The sequence below is a fragment of the Curtobacterium sp. MCSS17_011 genome (assembly GCF_003224275.1).
Classification (GTDB): domain Bacteria; phylum Actinomycetota; class Actinomycetes; order Actinomycetales; family Microbacteriaceae; genus Curtobacterium.
On sequence record NZ_QKLE01000005.1, the window covers coordinates 1 to 22,556 of the forward strand.

30 protein-coding genes and 1 pseudogene are annotated in these 22,556 nt (G+C 71.5%); 12 read left to right on the forward strand and 19 right to left on the reverse strand.

What is annotated here, in order from left to right:
- A partial coding sequence (locus DEJ17_RS05050; RefSeq protein WP_220033611.1) for a hypothetical protein occupies window positions 1-284 on the reverse strand: 284 nt, incomplete at its 3' end.
- A 111-nt stretch (window positions 285-395) separates the two neighbouring features.
- On the opposite strand from DEJ17_RS05050, the gene DEJ17_RS05055 reads away from it, so the two are divergent.
- Window positions 396-827, forward strand: coding sequence for a GNAT family N-acetyltransferase (locus tag DEJ17_RS05055; protein WP_110892372.1), 432 nt, complete (start codon window positions 396-398; stop codon window positions 825-827).
- A 29-nt stretch (window positions 828-856) separates the two neighbouring features.
- On the opposite strand, the gene DEJ17_RS05060 is transcribed toward DEJ17_RS05055, so the two are convergent.
- Together DEJ17_RS05060 and DEJ17_RS05065 are read right to left on the reverse strand one after the other, a co-directional pair.
- Window positions 857-1,384: an Lrp/AsnC family transcriptional regulator gene (locus tag DEJ17_RS05060; protein WP_110892373.1), complete on the reverse strand. Its 528-nt coding sequence runs from the start codon at window positions 1,382-1,384 to the stop codon at window positions 857-859.
- Window positions 1,385-1,393: 9 nt separating this feature from the next.
- Window positions 1,394-1,960, reverse strand: a complete 567-nt coding sequence (locus tag DEJ17_RS05065) for a TetR/AcrR family transcriptional regulator (RefSeq protein WP_110892374.1) — start codon at window positions 1,958-1,960, stop codon at window positions 1,394-1,396.
- Window positions 1,961-2,079: 119 nt separating this feature from the next.
- Between DEJ17_RS05065 and DEJ17_RS05070 the strand changes: the two genes are divergently transcribed.
- Both DEJ17_RS05070 and DEJ17_RS05075 read left to right on the forward strand, forming a co-directional pair.
- Entirely contained in the window at window positions 2,080-3,555 is a 1,476-nt protein-coding gene (locus tag DEJ17_RS05070) for an MFS transporter (RefSeq protein ID WP_110892375.1), read from the forward strand.
- Window positions 3,556-3,732: 177 nt separating this feature from the next.
- Window positions 3,733-4,182 (forward strand): phage holin family protein, encoded by a 450-nt coding sequence (locus tag DEJ17_RS05075; RefSeq protein WP_110892376.1) that lies wholly within the window; start codon window positions 3,733-3,735, stop codon window positions 4,180-4,182.
- Window positions 4,183-4,229: 47 nt separating this feature from the next.
- Here the strand turns inward: DEJ17_RS05075 and DEJ17_RS05080 are convergent, their stop codons facing one another.
- Both DEJ17_RS05080 and DEJ17_RS05085 read right to left on the reverse strand, forming a co-directional pair.
- Window positions 4,230-4,736 (reverse strand): hypothetical protein, encoded by a 507-nt coding sequence (locus DEJ17_RS05080; RefSeq protein ID WP_110892377.1) that lies wholly within the window; start codon window positions 4,734-4,736, stop codon window positions 4,230-4,232.
- A gap of 39 nt (window positions 4,737-4,775) precedes the next feature.
- Window positions 4,776-5,165, reverse strand: a complete 390-nt coding sequence (locus DEJ17_RS05085) for a DUF5997 family protein (RefSeq protein WP_110892378.1) — start codon at window positions 5,163-5,165, stop codon at window positions 4,776-4,778.
- 33 nt (window positions 5,166-5,198) lie between these two features.
- Between DEJ17_RS05085 and DEJ17_RS05090 the strand changes: the two genes are divergently transcribed.
- Together DEJ17_RS05090 and DEJ17_RS05095 are read left to right on the forward strand one after the other, a co-directional pair.
- Window positions 5,199-6,002, forward strand: a complete 804-nt coding sequence (locus DEJ17_RS05090) for a LysR family transcriptional regulator substrate-binding protein (protein WP_146239631.1) — start codon at window positions 5,199-5,201, stop codon at window positions 6,000-6,002.
- A complete protein-coding gene (locus DEJ17_RS05095) occupies window positions 5,999-6,469 on the forward strand; it encodes a GNAT family N-acetyltransferase (RefSeq protein ID WP_110892380.1) in 471 nt (156 codons plus the stop codon). The genes DEJ17_RS05090 and DEJ17_RS05095 overlap by 4 nt, the downstream gene beginning before the upstream one ends.
- 153 nt (window positions 6,470-6,622) lie before the next feature.
- On the opposite strand, the gene DEJ17_RS05100 is transcribed toward DEJ17_RS05095, so the two are convergent.
- From DEJ17_RS05100 to DEJ17_RS05110, 3 genes are read right to left on the reverse strand one after another with little or no spacing between them, the layout of a single operon-like run.
- Entirely contained in the window at window positions 6,623-7,303 is a 681-nt protein-coding gene (locus DEJ17_RS05100; RefSeq protein WP_110892381.1) for a DJ-1/PfpI family protein, read from the reverse strand.
- Between the two features lie 51 nt (window positions 7,304-7,354).
- Window positions 7,355-7,975 carry a DNA-3-methyladenine glycosylase I gene (locus tag DEJ17_RS05105; protein WP_110892382.1) on the reverse strand — a complete coding sequence of 207 codons (621 nt, stop codon included), beginning with the start codon at window positions 7,973-7,975 and terminating at the stop codon, window positions 7,355-7,357.
- A 37-nt stretch (window positions 7,976-8,012) separates the two neighbouring features.
- Window positions 8,013-8,429, reverse strand: a complete 417-nt coding sequence (locus tag DEJ17_RS05110) for a VOC family protein (RefSeq protein WP_110892383.1) — start codon at window positions 8,427-8,429, stop codon at window positions 8,013-8,015.
- Between DEJ17_RS05110 and DEJ17_RS05115 the strand changes: the two genes are divergently transcribed.
- Window positions 8,410-9,054 (forward strand): DUF3800 domain-containing protein, encoded by a 645-nt coding sequence (locus DEJ17_RS05115; protein ID WP_146239632.1) that lies wholly within the window; start codon window positions 8,410-8,412, stop codon window positions 9,052-9,054. The two genes, DEJ17_RS05110 and DEJ17_RS05115, sit on opposite strands and share 20 nt — an antisense overlap.
- 219 nt (window positions 9,055-9,273) lie before the next feature.
- Here DEJ17_RS05115 and DEJ17_RS05120 read toward each other — a convergent pair whose 3' ends face one another.
- A complete protein-coding gene (locus DEJ17_RS05120) occupies window positions 9,274-9,609 on the reverse strand; it encodes a hypothetical protein (protein WP_071247515.1) in 336 nt (111 codons plus the stop codon).
- 22 nt (window positions 9,610-9,631) lie between these two features.
- Complete coding sequence (locus DEJ17_RS05125; protein WP_071405106.1) at window positions 9,632-11,302, reverse strand: sodium:solute symporter family protein; 1,671 nt, start codon at window positions 11,300-11,302, stop codon at window positions 9,632-9,634.
- A 142-nt stretch (window positions 11,303-11,444) separates the two neighbouring features.
- On the opposite strand from DEJ17_RS05125, the gene aroQ reads away from it, so the two are divergent.
- Window positions 11,445-11,888 carry a type II 3-dehydroquinate dehydratase gene (gene aroQ / locus DEJ17_RS05130; protein ID WP_110892385.1) on the forward strand — a complete coding sequence of 148 codons (444 nt, stop codon included), beginning with the start codon at window positions 11,445-11,447 and terminating at the stop codon, window positions 11,886-11,888.
- An 81-nt stretch (window positions 11,889-11,969) separates the two neighbouring features.
- Here aroQ and DEJ17_RS05135 read toward each other — a convergent pair whose 3' ends face one another.
- Both DEJ17_RS05135 and DEJ17_RS05140 read right to left on the reverse strand, forming a co-directional pair.
- Entirely contained in the window at window positions 11,970-12,866 is an 897-nt protein-coding gene (locus DEJ17_RS05135; protein ID WP_110892386.1) for an NADP-dependent oxidoreductase, read from the reverse strand.
- 28 nt (window positions 12,867-12,894) lie between these two features.
- Window positions 12,895-13,773, reverse strand: a complete 879-nt coding sequence (locus tag DEJ17_RS05140; protein ID WP_110892387.1) for an NmrA/HSCARG family protein — start codon at window positions 13,771-13,773, stop codon at window positions 12,895-12,897.
- A 70-nt stretch (window positions 13,774-13,843) separates the two neighbouring features.
- On the opposite strand from DEJ17_RS05140, the gene DEJ17_RS05145 reads away from it, so the two are divergent.
- Window positions 13,844-14,308 (forward strand): MarR family winged helix-turn-helix transcriptional regulator, encoded by a 465-nt coding sequence (locus DEJ17_RS05145; protein WP_181421056.1) that lies wholly within the window; start codon window positions 13,844-13,846, stop codon window positions 14,306-14,308.
- Here DEJ17_RS05145 and DEJ17_RS05150 read toward each other — a convergent pair.
- Window positions 14,305-15,363, reverse strand: a pseudogene (locus DEJ17_RS05150) (LLM class flavin-dependent oxidoreductase). The gene DEJ17_RS05145 and the pseudogene DEJ17_RS05150 sit on opposite strands and share 4 nt — an antisense overlap.
- Before the next feature lie 90 nt (window positions 15,364-15,453).
- Here DEJ17_RS05150 and DEJ17_RS05155 point away from each other — a divergent pair.
- The 3 genes from DEJ17_RS05155 to DEJ17_RS05165 are packed head-to-tail and all read left to right on the forward strand — an operon-like array spanning window position 15,454 to window position 16,841.
- Complete coding sequence (locus DEJ17_RS05155) at window positions 15,454-15,966, forward strand: MarR family winged helix-turn-helix transcriptional regulator (RefSeq protein ID WP_110892388.1); 513 nt, start codon at window positions 15,454-15,456, stop codon at window positions 15,964-15,966.
- A gap of 57 nt (window positions 15,967-16,023) precedes the next feature.
- Window positions 16,024-16,392, forward strand: coding sequence for a DoxX family protein (locus DEJ17_RS05160; RefSeq protein ID WP_110892389.1), 369 nt, complete (start codon window positions 16,024-16,026; stop codon window positions 16,390-16,392).
- Window positions 16,389-16,841: an MmcQ/YjbR family DNA-binding protein gene (locus tag DEJ17_RS05165; RefSeq protein ID WP_258366667.1), complete on the forward strand. Its 453-nt coding sequence runs from the start codon at window positions 16,389-16,391 to the stop codon at window positions 16,839-16,841. The genes DEJ17_RS05160 and DEJ17_RS05165 overlap by 4 nt, the downstream gene beginning before the upstream one ends.
- A 12-nt stretch (window positions 16,842-16,853) precedes the next feature.
- Here DEJ17_RS05165 and DEJ17_RS05170 read toward each other — a convergent pair whose 3' ends face one another.
- Window positions 16,854-17,450 (reverse strand): NAD(P)H-dependent oxidoreductase, encoded by a 597-nt coding sequence (locus DEJ17_RS05170; RefSeq protein WP_110892534.1) that lies wholly within the window; start codon window positions 17,448-17,450, stop codon window positions 16,854-16,856.
- An 88-nt stretch (window positions 17,451-17,538) separates the two neighbouring features.
- Here DEJ17_RS05170 and DEJ17_RS05175 point away from each other — a divergent pair, with 88 nt between their 5' ends.
- A complete protein-coding gene (locus DEJ17_RS05175; RefSeq protein WP_110892390.1) occupies window positions 17,539-18,006 on the forward strand; it encodes an MSMEG_6728 family protein in 468 nt (155 codons plus the stop codon).
- A gap of 3 nt (window positions 18,007-18,009) precedes the next feature.
- Here the strand turns inward: DEJ17_RS05175 and DEJ17_RS05180 are convergent, their stop codons facing one another.
- From DEJ17_RS05180 to nadB, 5 genes are all read right to left on the reverse strand, one after another.
- A complete protein-coding gene (locus DEJ17_RS05180; RefSeq protein ID WP_110892391.1) occupies window positions 18,010-18,300 on the reverse strand; it encodes a hypothetical protein in 291 nt (96 codons plus the stop codon).
- Window positions 18,301-18,517: 217 nt separating this feature from the next.
- Window positions 18,518-18,784: a hypothetical protein gene (locus tag DEJ17_RS05185; protein ID WP_146239634.1), complete on the reverse strand. Its 267-nt coding sequence runs from the start codon at window positions 18,782-18,784 to the stop codon at window positions 18,518-18,520.
- A gap of 79 nt (window positions 18,785-18,863) precedes the next feature.
- Window positions 18,864-20,003 carry a cysteine desulfurase family protein gene (locus tag DEJ17_RS05190; protein ID WP_110892393.1) on the reverse strand — a complete coding sequence of 380 codons (1,140 nt, stop codon included), beginning with the start codon at window positions 20,001-20,003 and terminating at the stop codon, window positions 18,864-18,866.
- 2 nt (window positions 20,004-20,005) lie between these two features.
- On the reverse strand, window positions 20,006-20,890 hold the full coding sequence (nadC, locus tag DEJ17_RS05195; RefSeq protein WP_110892394.1) for a carboxylating nicotinate-nucleotide diphosphorylase: 885 nt from the start codon (window positions 20,888-20,890) through the stop codon (window positions 20,006-20,008).
- A complete protein-coding gene (gene nadB, locus DEJ17_RS05200; protein ID WP_110892395.1) occupies window positions 20,887-22,539 on the reverse strand; it encodes an L-aspartate oxidase in 1,653 nt (550 codons plus the stop codon). The genes nadC and nadB overlap by 4 nt, the downstream gene beginning before the upstream one ends.
- Between the last annotated feature and the right edge of the window lie 17 nt (window positions 22,540-22,556).

The window sequence follows — 22,556 nt, forward strand, 5'->3', positions numbered from 1 at the left end:
AGATGTGTATAAGAGACAGGTGCAACGGCCTTGCGGACGGGGTCCGTCACGCCGCCGACGACCTTGCCGACCTCACCGGTCACGCCCTGCACGGTGCCACCGACGCCGTCGACCACGCTGCCGACGAGGCCGCGCTGCTCGGTCGGGACGGCCGAGGTCGTCGCGGCGGAGGCCGGTCGCGCGCCGACGAGCAGGGACAGCAGCACGAGGGCAGCGAGGATCCCGACGCCCAGCAGGACGATGCGGAGTGCGGCGCGCCAGGGTGCGCGCAACGGGTGGTCCATGCGCTCACCTCCTGATCTCGGCTGCGCACGTAGAGTGGTTGACCGGCAATGTACGCCGATCCGGTCCGGAACACACCCCGTTTCGAAAGAAATTCTCAGGAAGGGCCGTCCGTGGTCTCGATCTTCAACGCTCCGACCCGCAACCTGGACATCGTCACGCTGCACGAGATCCTGCGGCTCCGGCAGGACGTCTTCGTCGTCGAGCAGGAAGCCGCGTACGGCGACATCGACGGCCGCGACCTCGAGCCCGGCACCGTGCAGTTCTGGGCCGGCAACGGTTCGGTGGACTCGACGCTCCGCCTGCTGCGTGAGTCCGACGGCACCGAGCGCATCGGCCGGGTCGCCACCGCGAAGCACGCACGCGGCCAGGGACTCGCCGGGCAGCTCATGGAAGCCGCGGTCGCCGAGTCCCGCTCGCCGAGCATCGCACTCGGCGCCCAGTCGCACCTCGAGCAGTGGTACGGCCGCTTCGGCTTCGTGCGCTCGGGCGACGAGTACCTGGAGGACCGCATCCCGCACATCCCGATGACCCGGCAGCGCTGACCCCGGAGCGTTGACCGGGGGTCCGTGCGTCAGGCCCGCCAGCGCCGCAGTTCGTCGAAGGAGCGGCCCTGGGTGGCCCGGTCCGCGACCAGGCGTTCGAACACGATGTTCGTCTGCGTCGTCGCCACCGAGGGGTCGCCGCTGAGTTCGTCGGCGACGAAGTCCCGGAGCTGCTCGGTCGACTCGCACGCGATGTGCACGAGGAAGTCCTTGTCCCCCGCCAGGAACGACACGTCCTGCACGACGGGCACCTGCAGCAGGCGCTTCGCGAAGTCCCGCAGCTCGTGGCGGGCAGCGGCGTGCACCCGGACGGACACCATCGCCTCGATCGAGAACCCGAGCCGGGCGACGTCCACCTCGGCTCGGTAGCCGCGGATCACCCCGGCGTCCTCGAGCGCACGGACGCGGGCCAGGCAGGTCGACGGCGCGATCCCGACGGCAGCCGCAAGTCGGTTGTTCGGGATCCGGGCGTCGGCCGCGAGGGTCCAGAGGATGCGCTCGTCGACCTCGTCCAGGCGCGGAGCGGCGTCAGGGCGACGAGCAGGACGGTCGGACACGGCTCGACGCTACCGCGCCGGTTCGAGCAGGGCGCGGAGGGCGTCCTCGAGCGCTGTCGACACGAGGGCGTCGTCGGCGGACGCGAGGGGCTCCACCGCGGTGGACTGCCGGAGCATGGACATCCCGAGCACCACCGCCAGCGCGATCTCGGCGCGGACGAGCATCTCGTCCGACCCCGCGCCACCGACCGTGCCCGCGAGTCGTTCGGCGTACCGGCGCAGGGTCTCGCGGCGGATGGCGTCGGCACCCTCGTCACCGGAGGACCGGAGCAGGAGCATCAACTGCAGGGAGTCGTCGTCGGTCGGGGCCCGCACGATGTGCATGACGATGCCCGAGAGCGCGCGTTCGAGGCCCTGCTCGCTCGTCTCCTCGGCCCCCAGGTCTCGCACGACGCGGTCCAGGCAGGCGCGGAACAGCCCCTCTTTCGAGCCAAAGTACCGGTTGATCAGGGCGACGTTCACCCCGGCGTCCCCGGCGATGTCGCGCACCGTCGTCGCGCGGTACCCGTCGAAGGCGAACCGACGCCGGGCCGCCTGCACGAGCAGCAGTCGGGTGGCCGCGGCGTCCTTGCTCATGGAGCGCAGCCTACCGGTCCCCACAGGGATGTAAGCAAGCGTTGACATGGCCTCCCGACCTTGTACGCTCGTCATGTCAGCAATTGTTTACATCGACGACCACGACGACACGGAGCACGATGACCGACACCATGCAGAGCCCACGGACCGGCTCGCACCCCACCACCGGCGGACGCCGGCCGAACAGCACGGCGATCATCGTCTACCTGTCCCTCGGCGGCCTGTCCTTCGCGGTCCTGCAGTCACTGGTCGCGCCGGCGCTCTCGACGATCGGACAGGACCTCGGCGCCTCCACCAGTGCGACGAGCTGGGTGCTGACCGCCTACTTGCTCTCCGCCTCGGTGCTCACGCCGATCCTCGGTCGCCTCGGCGACATGATCGGCAAGCGCAAGGTCCTGATCGTCGTGCTGTCGATCCTGCTCGTGGGCGCCGTGCTCGCCGCCCTCGCTCCGAACCTCGGCGTCCTGATCGTCGGGCGGGCGCTGCAGGGCGCCGCCGGGGCCGTGATGCCGCTGTCGATCGGCATCGTCCGTGACGAGCTGCCGAAGGAGAAGGTCAGCGTCACGATCGGCCTGCTGTCCGCGATCTTCGGCATCGGTGCCGGTGTCGGCATCGTCGCCGCCGGACCCATCGTCGAGCACCTGTCCTGGCACTGGCTCTTCTGGCTCCCCGCCGTGCTCGTCGTCATCGCGCTGCTCGGAGCGATCTTCGGCATGCCGGAGTCGCCCGTGCGCAAGCCCGGCCGCCTCGACACGGCCGGGACGTTCGTCCTCGCGGTGTCGCTCGTCGCGATCCTGCTCGCCGTCAGCGAGGGCGAGACCTGGGGCTGGGGCGACGGCAAGACCATCGGCCTGCTGATCCTCGGCGCAGTCGCACTCGTCGTGTTCGTCCTCGTCGAGCTCCGGGTCGCCGAGCCGCTCATCGACGTCCGGCTCTTCGCGGTCCGCGGGGTCTGGACCGCCCACGTCGTCGCACTCGTCTTCGGGTTCGCCATGTTCGGCACCTTCGTCCTCGTCCCGACGCTCCTGCAGCTGCCGACCGCGACCGGTTACGGCTTCGGCAAGGACGTCACCCAGGCCGGGCTCTTCCTGCTGCCGACCGTCGTGATGATGGTCGTCGCCGGGCCGATCGCCGGCATCCTGGTGCGCAAGGTCGGCCCGAAGCCACCGATGCTCATCGGCGGGTTCGCCATCGTCGCCGCGTTCCTGCTGCCGGCGATCGCGCACGCCGAGCTGTGGCAGGTGGTGGCCTCCGGCATCCTGACCGGCATCGGCATCGGCATGGCCCTCGCCGCCTGCTCGAACGCCATCATCGAGAGCGTCCCCGCGAACCAGACCGGTGAGGCCATCAGCGCCAACACGGTCGTCCGCACCATCGGTTCGAGTGTCGGCACCGCCGTCATCGCAGCGCTGATCGCCTCGCACAGCACGCCGCAGGGGCTGCCGACCGACGACGCCTTCACGATCGGGTTCTGGGCGTGCACGGGGGTCGCGGTCGTGGCCGTGCTCGCCGCGCTCGTCGCCCCGTCGATGCGTGCCCGCCGCGCGGCGGCCGCCGCCCGAGGGATCGACGACCTCGACGAGGTCACCGAGTAGGGGCACCGCACCCGGCCACTCCAGGAGGCCCGTCCTGCGTCGTCGACGCGGGGCGGGCCTCCTGTCCGTTGCGCAACCTGGGAACGCACCGGGCGCAGGCGCGTCAGCGTGACGATCATCGGATCAGTCGCGTCCCGTCAGGGGACGCGGACCGCCGCGCCCGGACAGGAGACCCCCATGAGCAGCACCGACCACGACGACACCGCAGCACCCGGCCGGCCGTCGTTCCGCGACACCGTGACCGCCGGGCTCGTGCAGAAGGCGCTCGAGCCGGTGCTGCGGGCGGTGCGCGAGGAGGTCGCCTCGGCGCGGCGCGAGATCGGCGAGCGCGCGAGCGGTGCGAAGACCGGGCTGGTGCTCACCGGCGTGGCCGTCGGGTTCGCCCTGACCACACTGGTCGTGCTGGCCGGCTTCGCGGTGGCGCTGTTGACCCTGGTGCTGCCGCTGTGGGCGGCGACCGGGATCACGTTCGTCGTGTTCGCGATCGTGACCGCGATCCTGTTCGTCATCGGCCTGCGCGGGATCCGGCGGGGTGTGCCGCCGGTGCCCAAGGACACGATCCAGGCCGCCAGGCAGCGGGTGACGCACGCCGCCGACGCCTCCACGGACAGCGCCGCGCGCGACTGACGGCGGCGCGCGACGGACGGCGACGCAGCGGACCGGACCGGACCGCGCTACATCGCCAGGGTCATGCCGACCACGGCGACGGTCATCGCGAAGACCTCGCCGCTGCGGACCGCGCGACGGTCCTCACGCCCCCACTCGTAGCGGAGCAGCCAGCCACTGAAGGCGCAGTAGCCGATCACACCGGCCCCGAGCACCGCCGACAGCGCGATGCCGTGCCCCGCATGGTCACCTGTGATGCCCGTGGCGTGGCCCATCAGCAGCATCCCCGCCATCACGACGGCGGAGAGCGCGCGGTGGACGTCCATCGGCTCCGCGCGACGCCCGTCGGCGCGGCGTCGACGCATCACGGGCAACGGCGCGAGCAGCAGCAACAACGTCGCGGCGAACAGGGTCCACACCGCTCCGGCGTCGACGACGGGCATGAGCATCGCGACGAGCATCACGCCCGCCGGCACGATCACGCCCGGACGCGGGCGGTAGCGGTCACCGACGATGCAGCACACGGACGCGAACTGCGGCACGACGAGCATGGCGTCGGCGACGGTCTCGTGCACGTGGGGTGTCCTCGGTGCGGCGGAGTGGAGCGGGTGGGGTCAGTCCTCGGCGCGGGCAGCGGCCTTGGCGGCACGCTCCTGCTTCACGCGGGCGTTCTCAGCGTGCACCGCGGCCTGCGTCGCACGCTCACGGACGAGCCAATCGGGCTTTTGTTCGAGCAGCGTCTTGATGTCCGCCGTCGTCAGTGCGTCGTCGATCCCCGCACGGCTCAGGCCGGAGATGGAGATGCCGAGCTTCTGCGCCACGACGGGTCGCGGGTGCGGGCCGTCGCGGCGGAGGTCCTCGAGCCAGGTCGGGGGCTCGGTCCGGAGCTCGTCGAAGGCGGTCCGCGTGAGGGGAGCGCTCTGGAAGGACTCCGGAGCGGCCGTCAGCAAGATGCCGAGCTTCTTCGCAGCCGTCTCGGGCTTCATGGTCTGTTCCTGCGCCATGAGGACAAGGGTACGGCCCCTATGCTCGTCTGCATGACCGCGGCTCTCACCATCGCCTTCGTGCCGGGGGTCTCCCCCGCAAAGTGGGCCCGTGTCTGGCGGGATCGCTTCCCCTCCGTCGAGCTCCGGCTGCGGCCGATCGGTGCCGACGACGTCGACGACACGCTGGCGGGCGAGGCCGACATGGTCTTCGCACGCATGCCCATGTCCGAGCAGCACAACGCCATCCCGCTCTGGACCGAGACGGCCGTCGTCGCGATGCCCAAGGACTCCCCCCTCGCCGAACTCGCCGAGGTGGACCTCGCCGACGCCGAGGTCCACGTGATCGACGCCGGCCCGGTGCCTGCCGACATCGACGGATCGCTCGACCTGGTCGAGGCGAACGTCGGCGTCGTCGTGCTCCCCCAGTCGCTGTTCCGCGCCGCCAGCCGCAAGGACCTGGTGGGTCGTCCGCTCATGAACGCCGAGGGCACGCGCATCGCGCTGGTCTGGCGGGACGAGGACGCCACCGAGACCACCGAGGAGTTCATCGGCGTGGTGCGCGGGCGGACCGCCAACAGTTCGCGCCAGCCAGGAGGCACGGATCGCGACGGCGACGACGACTCGCGTCCGGCTCGTGGCGGCACCAAGGCCGGGTCGGGTGCCAAGGGTGGGTCGGGGACGTCGGGTTCCAAGGGCGGCTCCGCCGGCGCCGGCGCCGGCGGCAAGGCCAAGGCGAAGTCGCCGGGCAGTGGCAAGTCCGGCAGCGGCAAGAAGTCGAACACCGGCAAGGGGCCCACGCCCGGTCGCGGCAAGATGCGCGGCAAGCCGAGCCGGGGTTCCAAGGGCAACCGATGACGGACACGCGGCTGGTCGTGATGCCGGGCACACGTCTGCCGGCCTGGCTCCAGCGCACGATGGCCGAGTACGTCGAGTCTCGGATGCGGGCGGGCGAGACCCGCGAGCAGGCCGAGGCGAACGAGCAGCAGTCGCGGGACCGCTGGTTCCCGGGCGGGTCCCCCGCTGACGGGCACATCGTGTGGGACGTCACCGACCAGGACGACACCGTCATCGGGTACCTGTGGATCGGACCGCTCACGCCGGGCAGCACCGATTGGTGGGTGTTCAACGTCGAGATCGACGAGGCACACCGGCGCCGCGGGCACGCCCGGCGGGCACTCGAACTCGGGCACCGCGCCGCCGCCGAGAACGGTGCGACGAGCATCGGGCTGAACGTGTTCGGCTACAACACGGGGGCGCAGGAGCTCTACGCGGCGCTCGGGTACCAGGTGACGTCGGCGCAGATGCGCAAAGCCCTGGTCTAGCGCAGGACGGCGGCTCGGTTCACCGCCCGGCCGCAACACCCCGCGTGCATGGCCCCGAGCGGTCACGAAGTGTCGACTGGCCGCGCCCGGATCGACAGGTCGCGACCACTCGGCGGAGGCCAGCGGAGATTCGTGACCGTGTGCAGGTCCGCGTCAGCGCAGGACGGCTGCGGCTGCGCGGGTCACCCTCGCGCCGCGCGATTCCTCGGCTGCTGCGCGGGCCCGGGTGACGACGGCGGCGTCGGCGCGCTCGGCCGATCCGTGGTCGAACGGCGGTTGCGGGTCGTACTCGATCTGCAACTGGATCGCCTCGGCCGCGGGCCGTCCGGCGAGCTCGGCCGCGAGCCACAGCGCCATGTCGATGCCCGCACTCACCCCGGCGGCGGTGACGACGGCGCCGTCCCGGGCGACCCGGACGTCCACCGGCTGCGCGCCGAAGGCCTCGAGCATCGGCTTCGAGGCCCAGTGGGTCGTCGCGCGTCTGCCGGCGAGCAGCCCGGCGGCGCCGAGCACGAAGGCGCCGGTGCACACCGAGGTGATCCACGCCGCGTGCTCGGCCTGGCACCGCACGAAGGCCACGACATCCGGGTCGAGCATCGCGTCGAAGGCACCGTCGCCGCCGGGCACCACGAGCACGTCCGCCGCTCGGGCATCGCTCATCGTGGTCGTCGGGACGAGTGACAGGCCGCAGTCGCTCGGCACCGGGTCGAGCGTCGCCGCCACGTACTCGACGGACGCACCGGGCACGCGGCTGAGGACCTGCGCCGGACCGGTCAGGTCGAGCTGGGTCAGGTGCGGGAACAGCAGGAACGCGATCCGGATCTCATCGGCCATGCCGCGACAGTAGTCCCGGCCCGCGCACCCCGCCCCTGCCGCTTTCTTCCGTCAGCTCCAGACCCCGGAGGTGCCGCGCCGGTGGCTGCCCATCAGGTGGGTGTCGACGATGCCGAGCGCTTCCATCAGGGCGTACATCGTCGTCGGTCCGACGAAGGCGAAGCCGCGCTTCCGCAGCGCCTTCGACAGGGCGAGGGATTCGTCCGACTTCGTCGGGACCTCGGCGGACGACCGTGGCTCGGGCGTGGACGTCGGCCGGAACGACCACACGAAGTCGGCGAGCCCGCCGTCCTGCCGCAGCGCGATCGTGGCGTTCGCGTTGGTGATCGTCGCGAGGATCTTCGCGCGGTTCCGGACGATCCCGGCGTCGGTCATCAGCCGTGCGACGTCGTCCTCGCCGAAGGCCGCGACGGTGTCGGCGTCGAAGTCGGCGAAGGCTGCACGGAACGCCGGTCGTTTCGCGAGGATCGTGCGCCACGACAGACCCGACTGGAACGCCTCGAGCGAGAGCCGCTCGAACACCCCGCGTTCGTCGCGGACGGGCATGCCCCACTCGGTGTCGTAGTACTCGCGCAGGAGCTCGTCCGACGACGCCCAGACCGGCCGAGCGAGGCCGTCGTCGCCGGTGACGAGGTCGGGCACGGGCGGGGCGTCGACGGGCTCGGTGCTCATGCGACCATCCTGGCGGGCGCCGCCGACAGCGCCTGGCTCACTCTGCGGGCGGGCCGTCCTGCGTCGCCTGCTCGTCCATCCACACGTACTCCCAGCGGTGTCCGTCCGGGTCGGTGAAGCTCCGCTGGTACATGAAGCCGAGGTCCATCTCCGGGCGGTCCTCGGTGCCGCCGGCGGCCACCGCGGCGTCGACGACGCGGTGCACTTCTTCCTTCGACGGGGCACTGAGCGAGTTGATGACCTCGATCGTGTCGGCGTCGGCGATCCGCTTGTCGGTGAACTCCGCGAACTTCGCCGTCGTCAGGATCATGACGTAGATCGTGTCGGACACGACCACGCACGCCGCGGTGTCGTCGCTGAAGGCCGGGTTGATCGAGTACCCGAGCGCCTCGTAGAACGCCTTCGAGCGCTCGAGGTCCGTGACGGGCAGGTTGATGAAGACCATCGTGTCCATGGCGGTTCCTTTCGTCACGCTCAACCTGGACCCACCTGGACCAGCGCGCAACCGTTTCGTGGGGAAACCAACCGGTACACAATATTCTGGTCTGATGCGGGCTTACGTGGACGAGTCAGAACCCGGTGGCGGGCGGGACCACGCCGCGTACGTCCTCGCTGCGGTGATCATGCGGATCAACGGCGAGGAAGAAGCTCGGGAGGCGGTTCGACGGGCGACCCCTCGGCGGATGCGGAAGCTGCACTGGTACGAGGCGCTGCCGGCCCAGCGCATCTCGTGGCTCGATCTCCTCCGGCGTGCGGTGGCCGTCATCGTGGTCCGGTACGACGGCGCCGTGGCACGGACGGAACGTCGGCGAAGACGGTGCATCGAACGCCTCGTGCACGAACTCGAGCTGCGAAAGGTCGGCCACGTGGTCCTCGAGACGCGCGGACCCGCCCGTGACAAGGATGACCGGGCGATGATCGATGCCCTCCGCGATCGTGGAGTCGGTCACGGAGTGCGGTTCGAGCACCTCAACCCGTCCGAGGAGCCCCTCCTCGCGCTGGCGGACATCGCCTGCGGGGCTCATGTTGCCGGCCTCGCCGGGGATCACGGACTGACGAGCCCGATCCTGGTCTCCTGACGGACGCCTGAAAGCGCAAATCCTCGGGCCCGCGCTGGCTGCAGGACATCCGAGGATCACTTTCGACCGAGCAGCACCCGATCGACATATCAATGCTACCCGCCGTGTTCGGCTCCGGTCAAGACGTTCGCCGACGGGGCCGGAAACGACGAAGTCACTGTCGTCCGACAGCGACTTCGTCGTTCCGCGTCAGGCCGGGGACGCCCGACCCGAGCGGCCTCAGGCCAGCTCGCGTCCCTCGCCCGCGGCACGCTGGTGCGACTCGGCCTCGGCCTGGCCGATGATGTCCTCGGCGGGCACCGGGTTCAGACGGTCCCAGAGGAAGAACAGGCCGCCGCCGATGAGCAGCGAGATCCCGACCCACAGGTTGATGTGGATCCCGCCGGTCTTCTCGGGGTCGGTGTTCCAGTGCACGATCCCGACGATGGTCGTGATCACGCCGTAGAGCACGAACAGGCCGCCGAGGATGCGGCGCAGGTCGAGTCGGCGGGTGGAGCGGACGAGGGCTGCCTTCTGCTCCTCGGTCATCGCGCCGGGGGTGGTGGTGTCACTCATGAGAAGTGGTCTCCTTCGCGGATCAGAGGAACGGGAGGTACAGGACGACGCACAGCACGAGCGCCACGGTGCCGAGCAGGGCGGGCGAGCGGTACCAGGCGGTGTCCGTCGCGACCGAGTCACCGTGCAGGTCGATCTTGCCCACGCCGTACACGAGCCCGCCGAGCTCCTTCTCGTCCTTCGGCTTGGTCAGCATCGAGACGACGAAGCCGACGACGAGCACGGTGACGAACGAGATGATCGCCCCGTACAGGGTCTCCGCGGTGGCGGTGGCGAACAGGTCCGGGTTGACCAGGTAGGCGATCCAGGTGATCGTCGGGGTCACGATGCCGAGCACGTAGCCCCAGAGCGCACCCTGCGTCGTCATGCGCTTCCACAGCAGGCCGAGGATGAACACGGCGAACAGCGGTGCGTTGAAGAACGAGAACAGCGTCTGCATGTAGGTCATGATGTTCGACGCCTGGGCCGCGATGAACGCGGTGGCGATGCCGACCACGACGCCGACGACGGTGACCCAACGACCGGTCTTCAGGTAGTGCAGGTCGGGCATGTTCGGGCGGATGTAGCGCTGCCAGATGTCGTAGGTGAAGACGGTGTTGAACGACGAGACGTTCGCCGCCATGCCCGCCATGAAGGACGCCAGCAGACCCGTCACCGCGATGCCGAGCACACCGGTCGGCAGGTACATCTGGATGAGCTTCGGGATCGCGTCGTTGTAGGTCAGCGTGCCGTCGGCGAACTGGTTGCCCACGACGGCCGCGGCGATGAGGCCGGGGATCACGACGATGGCCGGGATGAAGAGCTTCGGGATCGCGGCGATGAGCGGGGTGCGGCGGGCCGCGGACATGTTCTTCGCCGAGAACGCACGCTGCACCTCGGTGAAGTTCGTGGTCCAGTAGCCGAACCCGAGCACGAAGCCCAGGCCGAGCACGATGGCGAGCCAGTTGGCGCCGATCGGGTTGGTGACGTCGCCGAAGCCGGTGCCAGCCCAGGCCTGCAGGTGCTGCACGCCCTGGGTCTCGGTGATCGCCTTCGACAGACCGTCCCAGCCGCCGACGCGGTGCAGACCGACGATCGTCAGCGGGATGAGCCCGGCGATGATCACGAAGAACTGCATGACCTCGTTGTAGATCGCGCTCGAGAGCCCGCCGAGGGTGATGTAGACGAGCACGAAGCCGGCGGAGACGATGATCGCCAGCCACTCCGGCCAGCCGAGCATGGCCTCGATGACGATGGCCATCGCGTAGAGGTTGATGCCCGCGATGAGCACGTTCGACACCGCGAACGCGATCGCGTTCACCAGGTGCGGCGCCTTGCCGAAGCGGCGCAGCATGAACTCCGGCACGGAACGGACCTTCGAGCCGTAGTAGAACGGCATCATCACGAGGCCGAGGAACACCATCGCGGGCACGGCACCGACGAGGTAGTAGTGCAGGGTGGCCATGCCGATCTGGGCACCGTTGGCCGCCATGCCGAGGATCTCGGTGGCACCGAGGTTCGCGGACACGAACGCCAGGCCCGTGATCCACGCCGGCATCGAGCGGCCGGACAGGAAGAAGTCCATGCTCGTCCGGACCTGCTTGCGGGCGGTGAACCCGATGCCGATGACGACCGCGAAGTACACGATGATCATCAGGTAGTCGACCCAGCCCAAGTCGAGCCGGATCCCTTCGTTCGCTGCAGCGAGAACCATTCACATCTCCACGTCAGTGTGTTGCAGCCGACAACTCTGCCGACCCGGACGGCGACGTTACACCGATTTGTGACCGTTCACATAGCCAGCGCATGCATCGTCCGAGCCGCGCAGTGCTCCCCCGGTTCGCTACGCTCGGCCCATGACCGACGCGTCGCGCATCCTCGTCCTCAACGGCCCGAACCTCGACGTCCTCGGGCGCCGCGACCCGGAGCAGTACGGCACCGTGACGCTCGCCGAGATCGAGGCGATCGTGCACACCGAGGCGGCCGTGCACGGGCTCGAGGCCGACTTCCGCCAGACGAACCGCGAGGGCGAGCTGGTCGAGTGGCTGCACGAGGCGCTCGACGACTTCGCCGCGGTCGTCATCAACCCCGCCGCCTATGCGCACACCTCGGTCGCGCTGCACGACGCGGTGGAGGCCCTGTGGGTCCCCGTCGTCGAGGTGCACCTGTCGAACACGTGGAAGCGCGAGCCGTTCCGCCACGTCGACCACGTCGCCACCGCCGCGACGGCGGTCATCGCCGGCGCGGGCGCCGACGGCTACCGCCTGGCGGTCGCGCACGTCGCGTCCCTGCTCGGCTGAGCAACAGGCGGACGGGAGGCCCGTGGCGGATCCACCACGGGCCTCCCGTCCGCCACCCGACGCGTCCCGGACCGCCTTCGCCTACGGGATGACGACGAGCTTGCCGACGGTGTGCCCGCGTTCCGCGGCCGTGTGCGCGGCCCGCACCTCGTCGAGCCGGTACCGGCGCTCGACGTGCAGGGAGAAGCCCGGCAGGGCTGCGGCCTCGCCGAAGCCGTCGCGCGGATCGGTGGTGCGGTTCGCGCCCGTCGAGACGCGCGCGCCGAGCCCGGGAGCGGTGAAGTCCGAGATCGAGATCACCTGCCGGGGATCGCCGACGAGCGCGACGAGGTCACGGATGACCCCGGCGCCGGAGAGGTCCAGCGCGCCGTCGATCCCGCTCGGCGCCACCGCGCGCACCCGCTCGACCAGTCCGGGACCGTACGTGACCGGGACCGCTCCGAGGCCCTCGAGGTACGCGTGGTTCCGCTCGCTCGCTGTCCCGACCACCTGCAGCCCGCGAGCCCGGGCCAGCTGCACGAGCGCCGAACCGACGCCACCTGACGCGCCGCTGAGCAGGAGCGTGCCGTGCTCGAGGCCGATCTCGGTGAGGAGCCGGTTCGCCGTCTCGACCGCGACACCCCATCCGCCGGCGTCGGCGGGGTCCACTCCGGTGGGGACCAGCGCCCACCGGGCCAGCACGGCCTGCTGGGCGAGCGTGTCCCGTCCGGTGCCGAAGACGGTGTCGCCCGGCATGACGTCGGTCACGTCGGTGCCGACCTCGATGACGGTCCCGGCCGCGTCGAACCCCGTGCCGGACGGTGCGGCGAGCGCTGCACCCGCCGCCATCGCCCCGGAGCGGATCTTGGTGTCCAGCTGGTTGATGCCGGCACCGGCGACGTCGATGAGGACCTCGGCGGGCCCGGGGCGAGGCACGTCGACGTCCACGACCTCGAGGACGTCCGGTGACCCGTACGCGGTGAACTGCACTGCCTGCATGGTGTCTCCCTGGGCTTCGTCGGCGGCGTCAGCGGGTGGGCGTGAAGTGGACGGCCTGCAGCCACTGGTCGAGCGTCCAGGTGTCCGGCGCGATGCGGCGGACCTGGTCGAGGTCGGCCTGGTACGCGGGCGTCTCGGCGAACCACCGGAACATGGCCTGCATGTCGTCCTGCCCGTCCATCACGGCCAGGGGCAGTGCCTCGTACCGTGCGGGCATGCCGGTGTGCTCGGCGAAGGCCGCGGCGATCTCGCTGCCGGTACGGGCGTCGCCGGCGATCTCGATCGTCGCCGGGACGGCGTCCGGATCGAGCAGTGCCGTGGCGGCCACGGCACCGACATCACGCGCGGCGATCATCTGGAGCACGACGTCGTCGGGGAACGGCAGGCGGAGGACCAGGGTGCCGTCCTCCGTCGTCGGAGCGAACCAGCGGAAGTTGTCCATGAAGAACACCGGACGCACGATCGTCGTGACCAGCCCCATGGCGACCAGGTGCTCCTCGACGCGGTACTTCGAGTCGAAGTGCGGCACGTGGGAGTCGCGCTCGGCACCGCCGACCGAGCTGAAGACGACGCGGGGCACGCGTGCCGCCGCAGCGGCGTCGGCCAGTGCGATGCCCTGAGCGGTCTCCCCTGCGGTGTCGGCGTCCTGCATGCCCCCGGGTGGGGTGGTCATGAACCAGCAGGCGTCGACGCCCTCGAGTGCAGCGACGAGCGAGGCGGCATCAGCGACGTCGATGCCGGCGAGCTCGACCCCGCGTTCGGCGAGCGCGGCGGCCTTCTCCGAACCGGTGTCGCGGATGAGTGCGCGCACGGTGGCGCCGCGTGCCAGCAGCGCGTCGGTGACGGCACCGCCCTGGCTCCCGGTGGCGGCGAAGACGGCGATGGTGGGGGTGGATCGTGTCGTCATGGTTGACTCCTTCGTGTTCGATCGTCGGGTAGAACCTAAGCCGACTAATGATTATTCCGGAAGGACTCGGATGGACTCCCCAGGCAGCCCCGAGCGCCCTGCGACCCCGATCAGCTCACTGATCCCCGCGGTGGCCAAGGCACACCGGAAGCGCGCCGGCTCGTTGCTGCAGGCCGTCGGTCTCGCCGCCGGCCAGGAGTTCGTGCTGATGGAGCTGTGGAGGGAAGCCCCGCTGTCGCAGGCCGACCTGACGCGTCGGTTGTCCGTGGAGCCACCGACCACGGCGAAGGCGCTCGCGCGACTCGAGAAGCTCGGACTCGTGAGCCGCGAGCGCTCGACGACGGACCGTCGGGTCGTCCTCGTGTCACTCACCGCGGCCGGCCGCGCACTCGAGGAGCCCGTCGCGGCCGTCTGGGACTCCCTGGAAGCGCAGACGACAGCAGGCCTGACAGCGACCGAGCAGGACGTGCTCCGGGGCCTGCTGACCCGACTCGGCGACACCCTGGCCGCCGAGCCCTCCCCCGATCGCAGCTAGGCCGCGTCCGTCGCCTGCCCCGCCGGCATCTCGGCCAGCAGCTCCCGCACGCGGGGCACCACGGTGCCGCCGTACAGCTCCACGGAGCGCAGGCGGGCACGCATCGACTGGGCTCCCGAGGTGTAGATCATGTCGAACCGACCGACACCCATCGCGTGTACCGTCCGTGCGATCTTCCGGGCGACGGTCTCGGCGGAGCCGATGTACATCGAGCCGGACCGTACCTCGTGGTCGAACTCGGCCCGCGTCACCGGCGGCCATCCGCGCAGCGCGCCGATCCGGTCGCGGACGACCTTGTAGTGCGGGTACCACGCCTCGAGCGCCTCCTCGTCGGTGTCGGCCACGAACCCGGGTGAGTGCATGCCGATGGGGTGCGCGGTCGTCCCGAACTCCTCCGTGGCACGGCGGTACAGGTCCAGGAACGGCAGGAAGCGCTCCGGCTGCCCGCCGATGACGGCGAGCATCAGGGGGAACCCCTACTGGGCGGTGCGCACCACGGACTGCGGCGACCCGCCGACGCCGACCCAGGTCCGGAGCCCGTGCTCGGTCTTCGGGAACACGTCTGCGTCGACGAGCGGCGCGCGGGTCGTGCCCGACCAGGTGACGGGTGTCTCGCGCAGCAACCGGGCGAACAGCTCGATCTTCTCCTCGAACAGCACCTCGTAGTCGGTCATGTCGTAGCCGAAGAGCGGGAACGACTCGGTGAAGGACCCGCGACCGAGGATCACCTCGGCCCGTCCGTTCGACAGCGCGTCCACCGTCGCGAAGCGCTGGAACACCCGGACCGGGTCGTCAGAGCTCAGGACCGTGACGCCCGAGCTGAGCCGGATGCGCTCGGTCGCCGTCGCCAGGCCGGCCAGGACGGTCTCGGGCGAGGAGACCGAGTACTCCGGCCGGTGGTGCTCGCCCACCGCGAAGACGTCGACGCCGAGCTGGTCCGCCAGGACCGCCTCGTCGACGAGCTGCCGGATCGACCGCGCGTGCCCCACCTGGGCGCCGTCGTCATCGGTGGGGACGTCCCCGAACGTGTCGAGGCCGAAGGTGAAGTCGGACATGATGGCCCTCTTTTCATTGACGTGTCAATCATGTAATTGACGTGTCAATCATCTGCGGATAGGGTCGGCTTGTCAACGAGGGAGGCACCCGTGCACGGAACCGACGAGCACCGATCCGGACGGCGATCACCGAACGCGAGCGAACTGGCGACGTGGCGCGCCTACGTCGAGGCGTCGGAGCGCGTCCGGCGCGCACTGTCGACGGCGTTCCTGGACACCTCGGGGATCTCACCCGGGGACTACTCGGTGATGCTCGCCCTGAGCGAGGCCGAGGACCGCACCCTGCGGTCGTCGGACCTGGCGACGGGGATCGGGTGGGAGCGCAGCCGCCTGTCGCACCACCTCAAACGCATGGAGGAACGCGGTCTCGTGCTCCGGGGGCGCGTCGGCGGTGATGCTCGCGGCGCCGCCGTCACCCTCACCGACGCCGGAGCGAGCGTCTTCCGCAGCTCGTCCGCCGCACACCTCCGGCTGGTCCGCCAGGTGTTCGTCGACGCGTTCACACCCGACCAGCTCGAGACCATGCGGGCACTCTCGGCCACCCTGCACCACCACCTCGACCAGCGGGACGCCGACGCCGATCGTCCCGATGACGACGACTGAACCCACCGCGCACCACGCGCACCACGCGCACCACGCTCACCAACAGGAAGACACCCCATGCTCATCGCACTCTGGATCATCTCCGGCCTCCTCGCCCTCGCCTTCCTCGGCGCCGGCGTCATGAAGCTCGTCCGCCCCCGATCGGCACTGATCGACGGCGGGATGCCCTGGGCCGCAGACTTCTCCCCCGCCGCGGTCAAGCTGATCGCGGCCCTCGAGGTCGTCGGCGCCCTGGGCCTCGTCCTGCCACTGCTCACCTCGACCGCACAGGTCCTCACCCCGATCGCCGCTGTCGGGCTCGCCGTGCTGATGATCGGGGCGGTCGTCGTGCACGCCCGGCGCCACGAACCCGTCGTGCCGCCGCTCGTGCTGGCCGTCCTCTCCGTCGCCGCGGCCGTGCTCGGTTTCGCGACGGTTGCCGGATGACGGGCGCCCCGCGGACGGACTCTGCACAGGCGCACGACGGCGGCGACTCAAGCCGCACCGACGACCTGGACGGCACCGCCGTGCAGGAGCACGCGATGGAGGTCGCGGCCGGTCTGCCCGCGGTGACCCACGAGCACCCCTTCGGCCCCGACTGGGAGGTCTTCAAGGTGGTCGGCAAGGTGTTCCTGCTGGTCACCGAGGTCCCGGGAGAGCCCATCGTGGTCCTCAAGGCCGAGCCGGAGCACTCCGAGGCCCTGCGACAGGAGCGGGACACCGTCACGCCCGGCTACCACATGAACAAGGAGCACTGGATCACGCTCCACGGCGGGGCCGGCGTCACCGAGGCGTTCGTCGGCGACCTCGTCCGCAACTCGTACGAGCTCGTCGTCGAGACCCTGCCGCAGGGGCGACGACCCGTGCGCAGCGGACGACGTCACCGGCCGGACTGAGCGGACCGCGGGTCAGAAGTCCGCGGGACGGGGCACGTCGGTGACCCCGGCGGTGGCGAAGCCCCCGCGGATGAGCGGCACGGCCCGGCGGACGGCCTGGTCGATGCGGAGCTCCAGGTCGACGCTCGCGATGTCGTAGCCGCCCTCGCGCTTGGTGAAGTCGCGCTCGTTCCCGAACACCCCGAGCGGCAGGGTCGTGGACTGGAAGAACCCGAACAGCGGGCGCATCTGGTGCTCGACGAGCAGGGCGTGCCGGTCGCTGCCGCCGGTGGCGGTCAGGAGCACCGGAGTGTCGACGAGGTCGTACTGGCCGACCCAGTCGAAGAACAGCTTGAAGGCGCCGGAGTAGGCCGCCCGGAAGGCCGGGCTGCCGACGACGAGCACGTCCGCGGCCTCCACCGTCTCGAGGGCCCGGCGGGTGCGGTCGGACATCGTCTCGCGACCCGACGCCGCCCCGAGGTCGGCGAGCAGCGGGCCGATCTCGATCGTCTCGGTCCGGGCGCCGTCGATCTCCTCGGCCAACCGGGCCACCGTCGCCGCGACCAGGGTCGAGGTCCGCGAGGGGTCCGATGGGCTGCCGCTGACGCCGACGACCAGTTCTCCGCTCATGCGGTCGATGCTCACACGCTGCCGGGGCGGGCGGCACGTTCGTGACGACATGTGTCGCGTGCCAGTCGGTCGGGGTAGCGTCCGCGCCATGCAGACCTTCCTGCCGTACGCCGACTTCCGGGCATCCGCCGAGGTCCTCGACGACCGGCGGCTCGGCAAGCAGCGCGTCGAGACCCTGCAGGTGATGCGCGCCCTGACGCTCCCCGACTACGGCTGGCAGCACCACCCGGTGACGGCGATGTGGCGCGGGTACCGTCCGGCGCTGATGGCGTACCAGGAGGCGACCTGCCGCGTCTGGGCCGAGCGCGGGTACGCCGACACGTGTCTCGAGAAGACCCTGCTCGACCTGGGCCGCGTGCCGGAGGACCTGGCGGCGTACGAGCGGGGCGAGGTGCCGATGCCGCCGTGGAACGACGACGAGGCCCTGCACGTGTCACACCGCTCGAAGCTCGTGCAGAAGGCACCGGAGCACTACCGGGAACTGTTCCCGGACGTGCCGGACGGCCTGGACTACGTCTGGCCGGGGACACCCGAACCGGCGACGCACACCGTCTGACCGTCAGGCGACCGGGATCCAGCGACCACCCTCGCGCCGGGTGACGACGTCGGAGCGGATCTCCACGACGTCCCGCAGCCCGTCGACAGCGGCTTCGCGGACGGCCGCGGCGACACGGTCGTCCTCGGCCTCGAAGCGCACGACCGCGCACGGGACGCCACGGAGCAGGCGGACGTCCTCGGCCTCCACCACGGCGTGTTCGCGCACCAGGGCGGAGGCGGCGGGCAGGACGGCGTCCGGTGCCGTGCCGGTCGCGAGGGCACCGATCGCCAGGGTCACGCGGTACGAGGGCATGCGACGACGCTACCGGGGAACCGGATCCCGCCGTGGGCTGCAGGGGAACCGACGCCGCTCAGGGGTGCGGACGTCGACCCACGGCGGGATCGCGGTGTACGGCGGGACACGACGACAGGGGGAACGTCGCGCCCCGCGCCGGACGTCGATCAGGGGCCGACATCCGGTCTGGGTCCACCGCGCGGCTCGGTTCAGGGGAACCGCACGGTGGTGGACCTCAAGGGTGTTCGGTGTCCTCTCGGTACCGGTCCGTCTCGGTCGGTGCGGGCATCGACCGGTGGGCGGCGGCTGGCCGGACCATCGGGAGCAGGGCACTCCCGGCGGTCGCGAGCGCTCCGACCACGGCGATGACCCCGAGCGGGGCCGTGCCGAGGTCGTGCTGCGCTGCCAGGGCGAGCGCGACGAGGGTGGCCGGTGCCGGCAGGAGCTGCACCGCTCGGAAGCGGTCGTCCCGTCGTGTCCGGGTCATCATCGCGTTTGCCATGACGACACTCTGACGCAGATCGGTTGTCCGCAGAAGGGGGGACACGTACCCAGAGATGGAGTAGAACGTCTAGTACACCTCAGGCGAGGGCACGGACGGTCGCCACGGCGTCGGCCACGGCCCCGACGACGACCGGGACGTCGTCGGCCGTCAGGGCCGCGTCGAACGTCAGGCGGAGCGCGGTGCGAGCGACGTCCTCGGGGGTCCCGACCGCCGTGAGCACGTGGGAGGCCTCGGTGCTGCCCGCAGCACAGGCGCTGCCCGACGACGACACCACGTCGCGCTGCTCGAGCTCGAGCAGGACGGTCTCGCCGTTGACGCCCGGGAAGCAGAACGACGCGTGCCCGGGCAGCCGGTGCTCCCGCGACCCGGTGACGAACGCGCCGGGGACCGCGGCGAGCACGCCGTCGAGCACCGCGTCGCGCACGGTGGTCGCCGTACCCTCCCCCGACCGCACCGTCTCCGCCGCCAACCCGAGGGCGGTCGCCACCGCCACGGCACCGGCCACGTCCTCGGTGCCGGACCGCCGCCCCCGTTCCTGTCCCCCGCCGTGCAGCAGCGGCTCGAGCGGGACGCCGGAGCGCACGGCGAGCACGCCGGTGCCCTTCGGGGCGCCCAGCTTGTGCCCCGACAACGACAGCGCGTCGACGCCCAGGACCCCGAGACCGATCGGCAGCCAGGGCGCGGACTGCACGGCGTCGGTGTGGAACCGCGCCCCGACCTCGTGCGCCACCGCCGCGAGCGCGGGGACGTCCTGCACGGTGCCGATCTCGTTGTCGGCGTGCGCGATCGAGACGAGCGTGCTGTCCGGGCGGAGTGCCGCGCGCAGCACCGCCGGGTCGACGCGGCCGTCCGGCCCGACGGGCAGCACGGTGACGTCGAAGTCGTGGAAGCGGGCGAGGTACGCGCAGCTCTCCAGCACGGCCTCGTGCTCGATGGCACTCGTGACGACGTGCCGACCGCGGGGCGTGGCGAGGGCGATCCCCTTGATCGCGGTGTTCGCCCCCTCGGTACCGCCGGTGGTGAAGACGACCTCGGCGGGTCGGCACCCGAGCACCCCGGCGACGGCGGCCCGTGCGGCGGTGAGTCCCCGCGCGGCCTCGTCACCGACCCCGTGCGTCGACGAGGGGTTGCCGAACACCCCCGTCAGGTACGGCCACATCGCCTCGAGCACCTCGCGGCGGACCGGGGTGGTGGCGGCGCGGTCCAGGTAGAACACGGTCAGTCCCCGGTCGGCACCGCGACGTCGATGTCGAGCCCGAGGTCGAGCGCCCGCGCCGAATGGGTCAGCGCCCCGACCGAGATGACGTCGACGCCGGTCGCCGCGATCGCCGCGACGGTGTCGAGCGAGACTCCGCCCGAGGCCTCGACGAGCGCGCGTCCGGCGACGATGCCGACCCCGGTCACGAGTTCGTCCCGGGTGAAGTTGTCGAGCATGACCGTGTCGACCCCGGCTGCGACGACGGGTTCGATCTGGTCGATGCGGTCCACCTCGACCTCCACGTGCACGGTGTGCCCGAGCCGCCGGCGGGCCTGGGCGATCGCGTCGCCGATGCCGATCCCGCCGGCCAGCAGCACCGCCAGGTGGTTGTCCTTGGCGAGCACGGCGTCGGAGAGCGAGGTGCGGTGGTTGTGTCCTCCACCGCACCGGACGGCGTACCGCTCGAGTGCTCGGAGGCCCGGCGTCGTCTTCCGGGTGTCGACGATCCGCGCAGCGGTGCCCGCGGCGGCCGCGACGTGGGCCGCGGTGGCCGTCGCGATGCCCGACATGCGCTGGACCAGGTTGAGGGCGACCCGTTCGGCCCGCAGCACGGCCCGCGCCGACCCGGTCACGGTCGCGAGGACGTCACCGGCCGCGAAGTGCGTGCCGTCGGCGACGTGCACCACCGCCTGGATCGACGGGTCGACGGCGTGCATCACGGCGACGAACACCGCCCCGCCGCTGAGCACGCCCGGCTCGCGCGCGCCGAGGGTCGCGGTCGCGGTCGCTTCCACGGGGATCAGGGTCTCGCTGGTGACGTCGCCCCAGGGCGCGTCCTCCTCGAGCGCGGTCTCGATCACGCGACGCAGCGCGTGCGGCGGGATGGTGCCGGGGTCGGTGGTCATGCGGGTACCTCCTGCGGGACGACGGCGGGGTCGTCGGGGTGGGCGACGGCCTGGTCGGGGTGTTCGACGACCCAGGCGTACGAGGCCGGGGCGGTGGGGTCGGTGTCGGGGTGGTCGGTGCGGGCGTGCGCCCCGCGGGACTCGGTGCGGGCCTCGGCGGCGAGCGCGACGAGTCGGGCCAGGTCGAGCAGTGCGCGGTCCTCGTGCTCGCGCACGCCGCCGCCGGTCGGCGCGGTCAGCGCGTCGAGCTCGCGGCGCGCGCTGGCCAGCCCGACGGCGTCACGGAGCAGCCCGACGCGGTCCGTCATGACGGACTGGACCGCCTGCCGGACCGTACCCGCGTCGTCGAGGTGGGTCGCGCCTCCAGGCAGGGTCGGACGGGAGGCACGGATCGCGTCGGCCGCTCGGGGCACGCTGGTCACGTGGAGACCGGCGTCCCCGCGCAGGCGGAGCAGGCCGGGTCGCGGTGCGGCGACCGCGTCCGCTGCGCGGACCGCGAAGACGAGTCCCTCGAGCAGGGAGTTCGAGGCGAGCCGGTTGGCGCCGTGCACCCCGGTGCAGGCGGCTTCGCCGACGGCGAGCAGTCCGGGCAGGCTGGTGCGGCCCTCGGCGTCGGTGGCGATGCCGCCCATCGAGTAGTGCGCGGCCGGTGCGACGGGGACGCCTTCGCGGGTCCAGTCGAACCCGGCGGCGCGGGTGGCCCGGGTGAGTCCGGGGAACCGCGAGACCAGGAACCCGGCGTCGAGACCGGTGGCGTCGAGGAGCACGGGCGCGCCGCCCTGGTCGCGCACCGCGGCGGCGATCCCACGGGCGACGACGTCACGCGGGGCGAGCTCGGCGTCCGGGTGCGCGTCGGTCATGAAGCGGTGCCCGGCGGCGTCGCGGAGCACGGCACCCTCGCCACGGACGGCCTCGGAGACCAGTCCCCCGCCGGGGACTGCGAGTCGGGTCGGGTGGAACTGGACGAACTCCAGGTCGGCGAGGACGGCACCGGCGCGCCAGGCGGCGGCGACCCCGTCGCCCGTCGCGACCAGGGGATTGGTCGTCTCGCGGTACAGGTGTCCGGCTCCCCCGGACGCGATGACGACGGCGTCCGCGTCGAGCCGGCGGGGTTCCCCGAGCAGGTCGAGGACGTCGAGGCCGACGACCACGCCGCCGCGGACGACCAGGTCGGTCAGGCTCGTGCGCTCGAGGATCGTGACGTGCCGTCGGTGCAGTGCTGCGATGAGGGTGCGTTCGATCGCGGCCCCGGTCCCGTCACCGTCGGCGTGTACGACGCGCCACCGGCCGTGCGCGGCTTCACGACCTCGGGCGAGGTCGTCGCCGTACCGGTCCAGTGACGCCGGGTCCGACGAACGGTCGAAGGGCACCCCGAGGGCGAGCAGGTCGCGGACGCGAGCCGGACCGTCGGTGCACAGGACCTCGACGGCCCGGGCGTCGGCGCTGCCCGCCGCAGCCACGTGGGTGTCGGCCTGGTGCAGCGCCGCGGAGTCGTCGGCGCCGAGCGCCACCGCGATGCCGCCCTGGGCGTAGGCGGTGGCGCTGTCGGCGAGTGCCCCCTTCGTCACCAGGGTGACGTCGTGCAGGGCACTGGCGCGGATCGCTGCGGTCAGCCCGGCGATGCCGGAGCCGACGATGACGACGTGCACGGTGGTCTCCCTCGCTC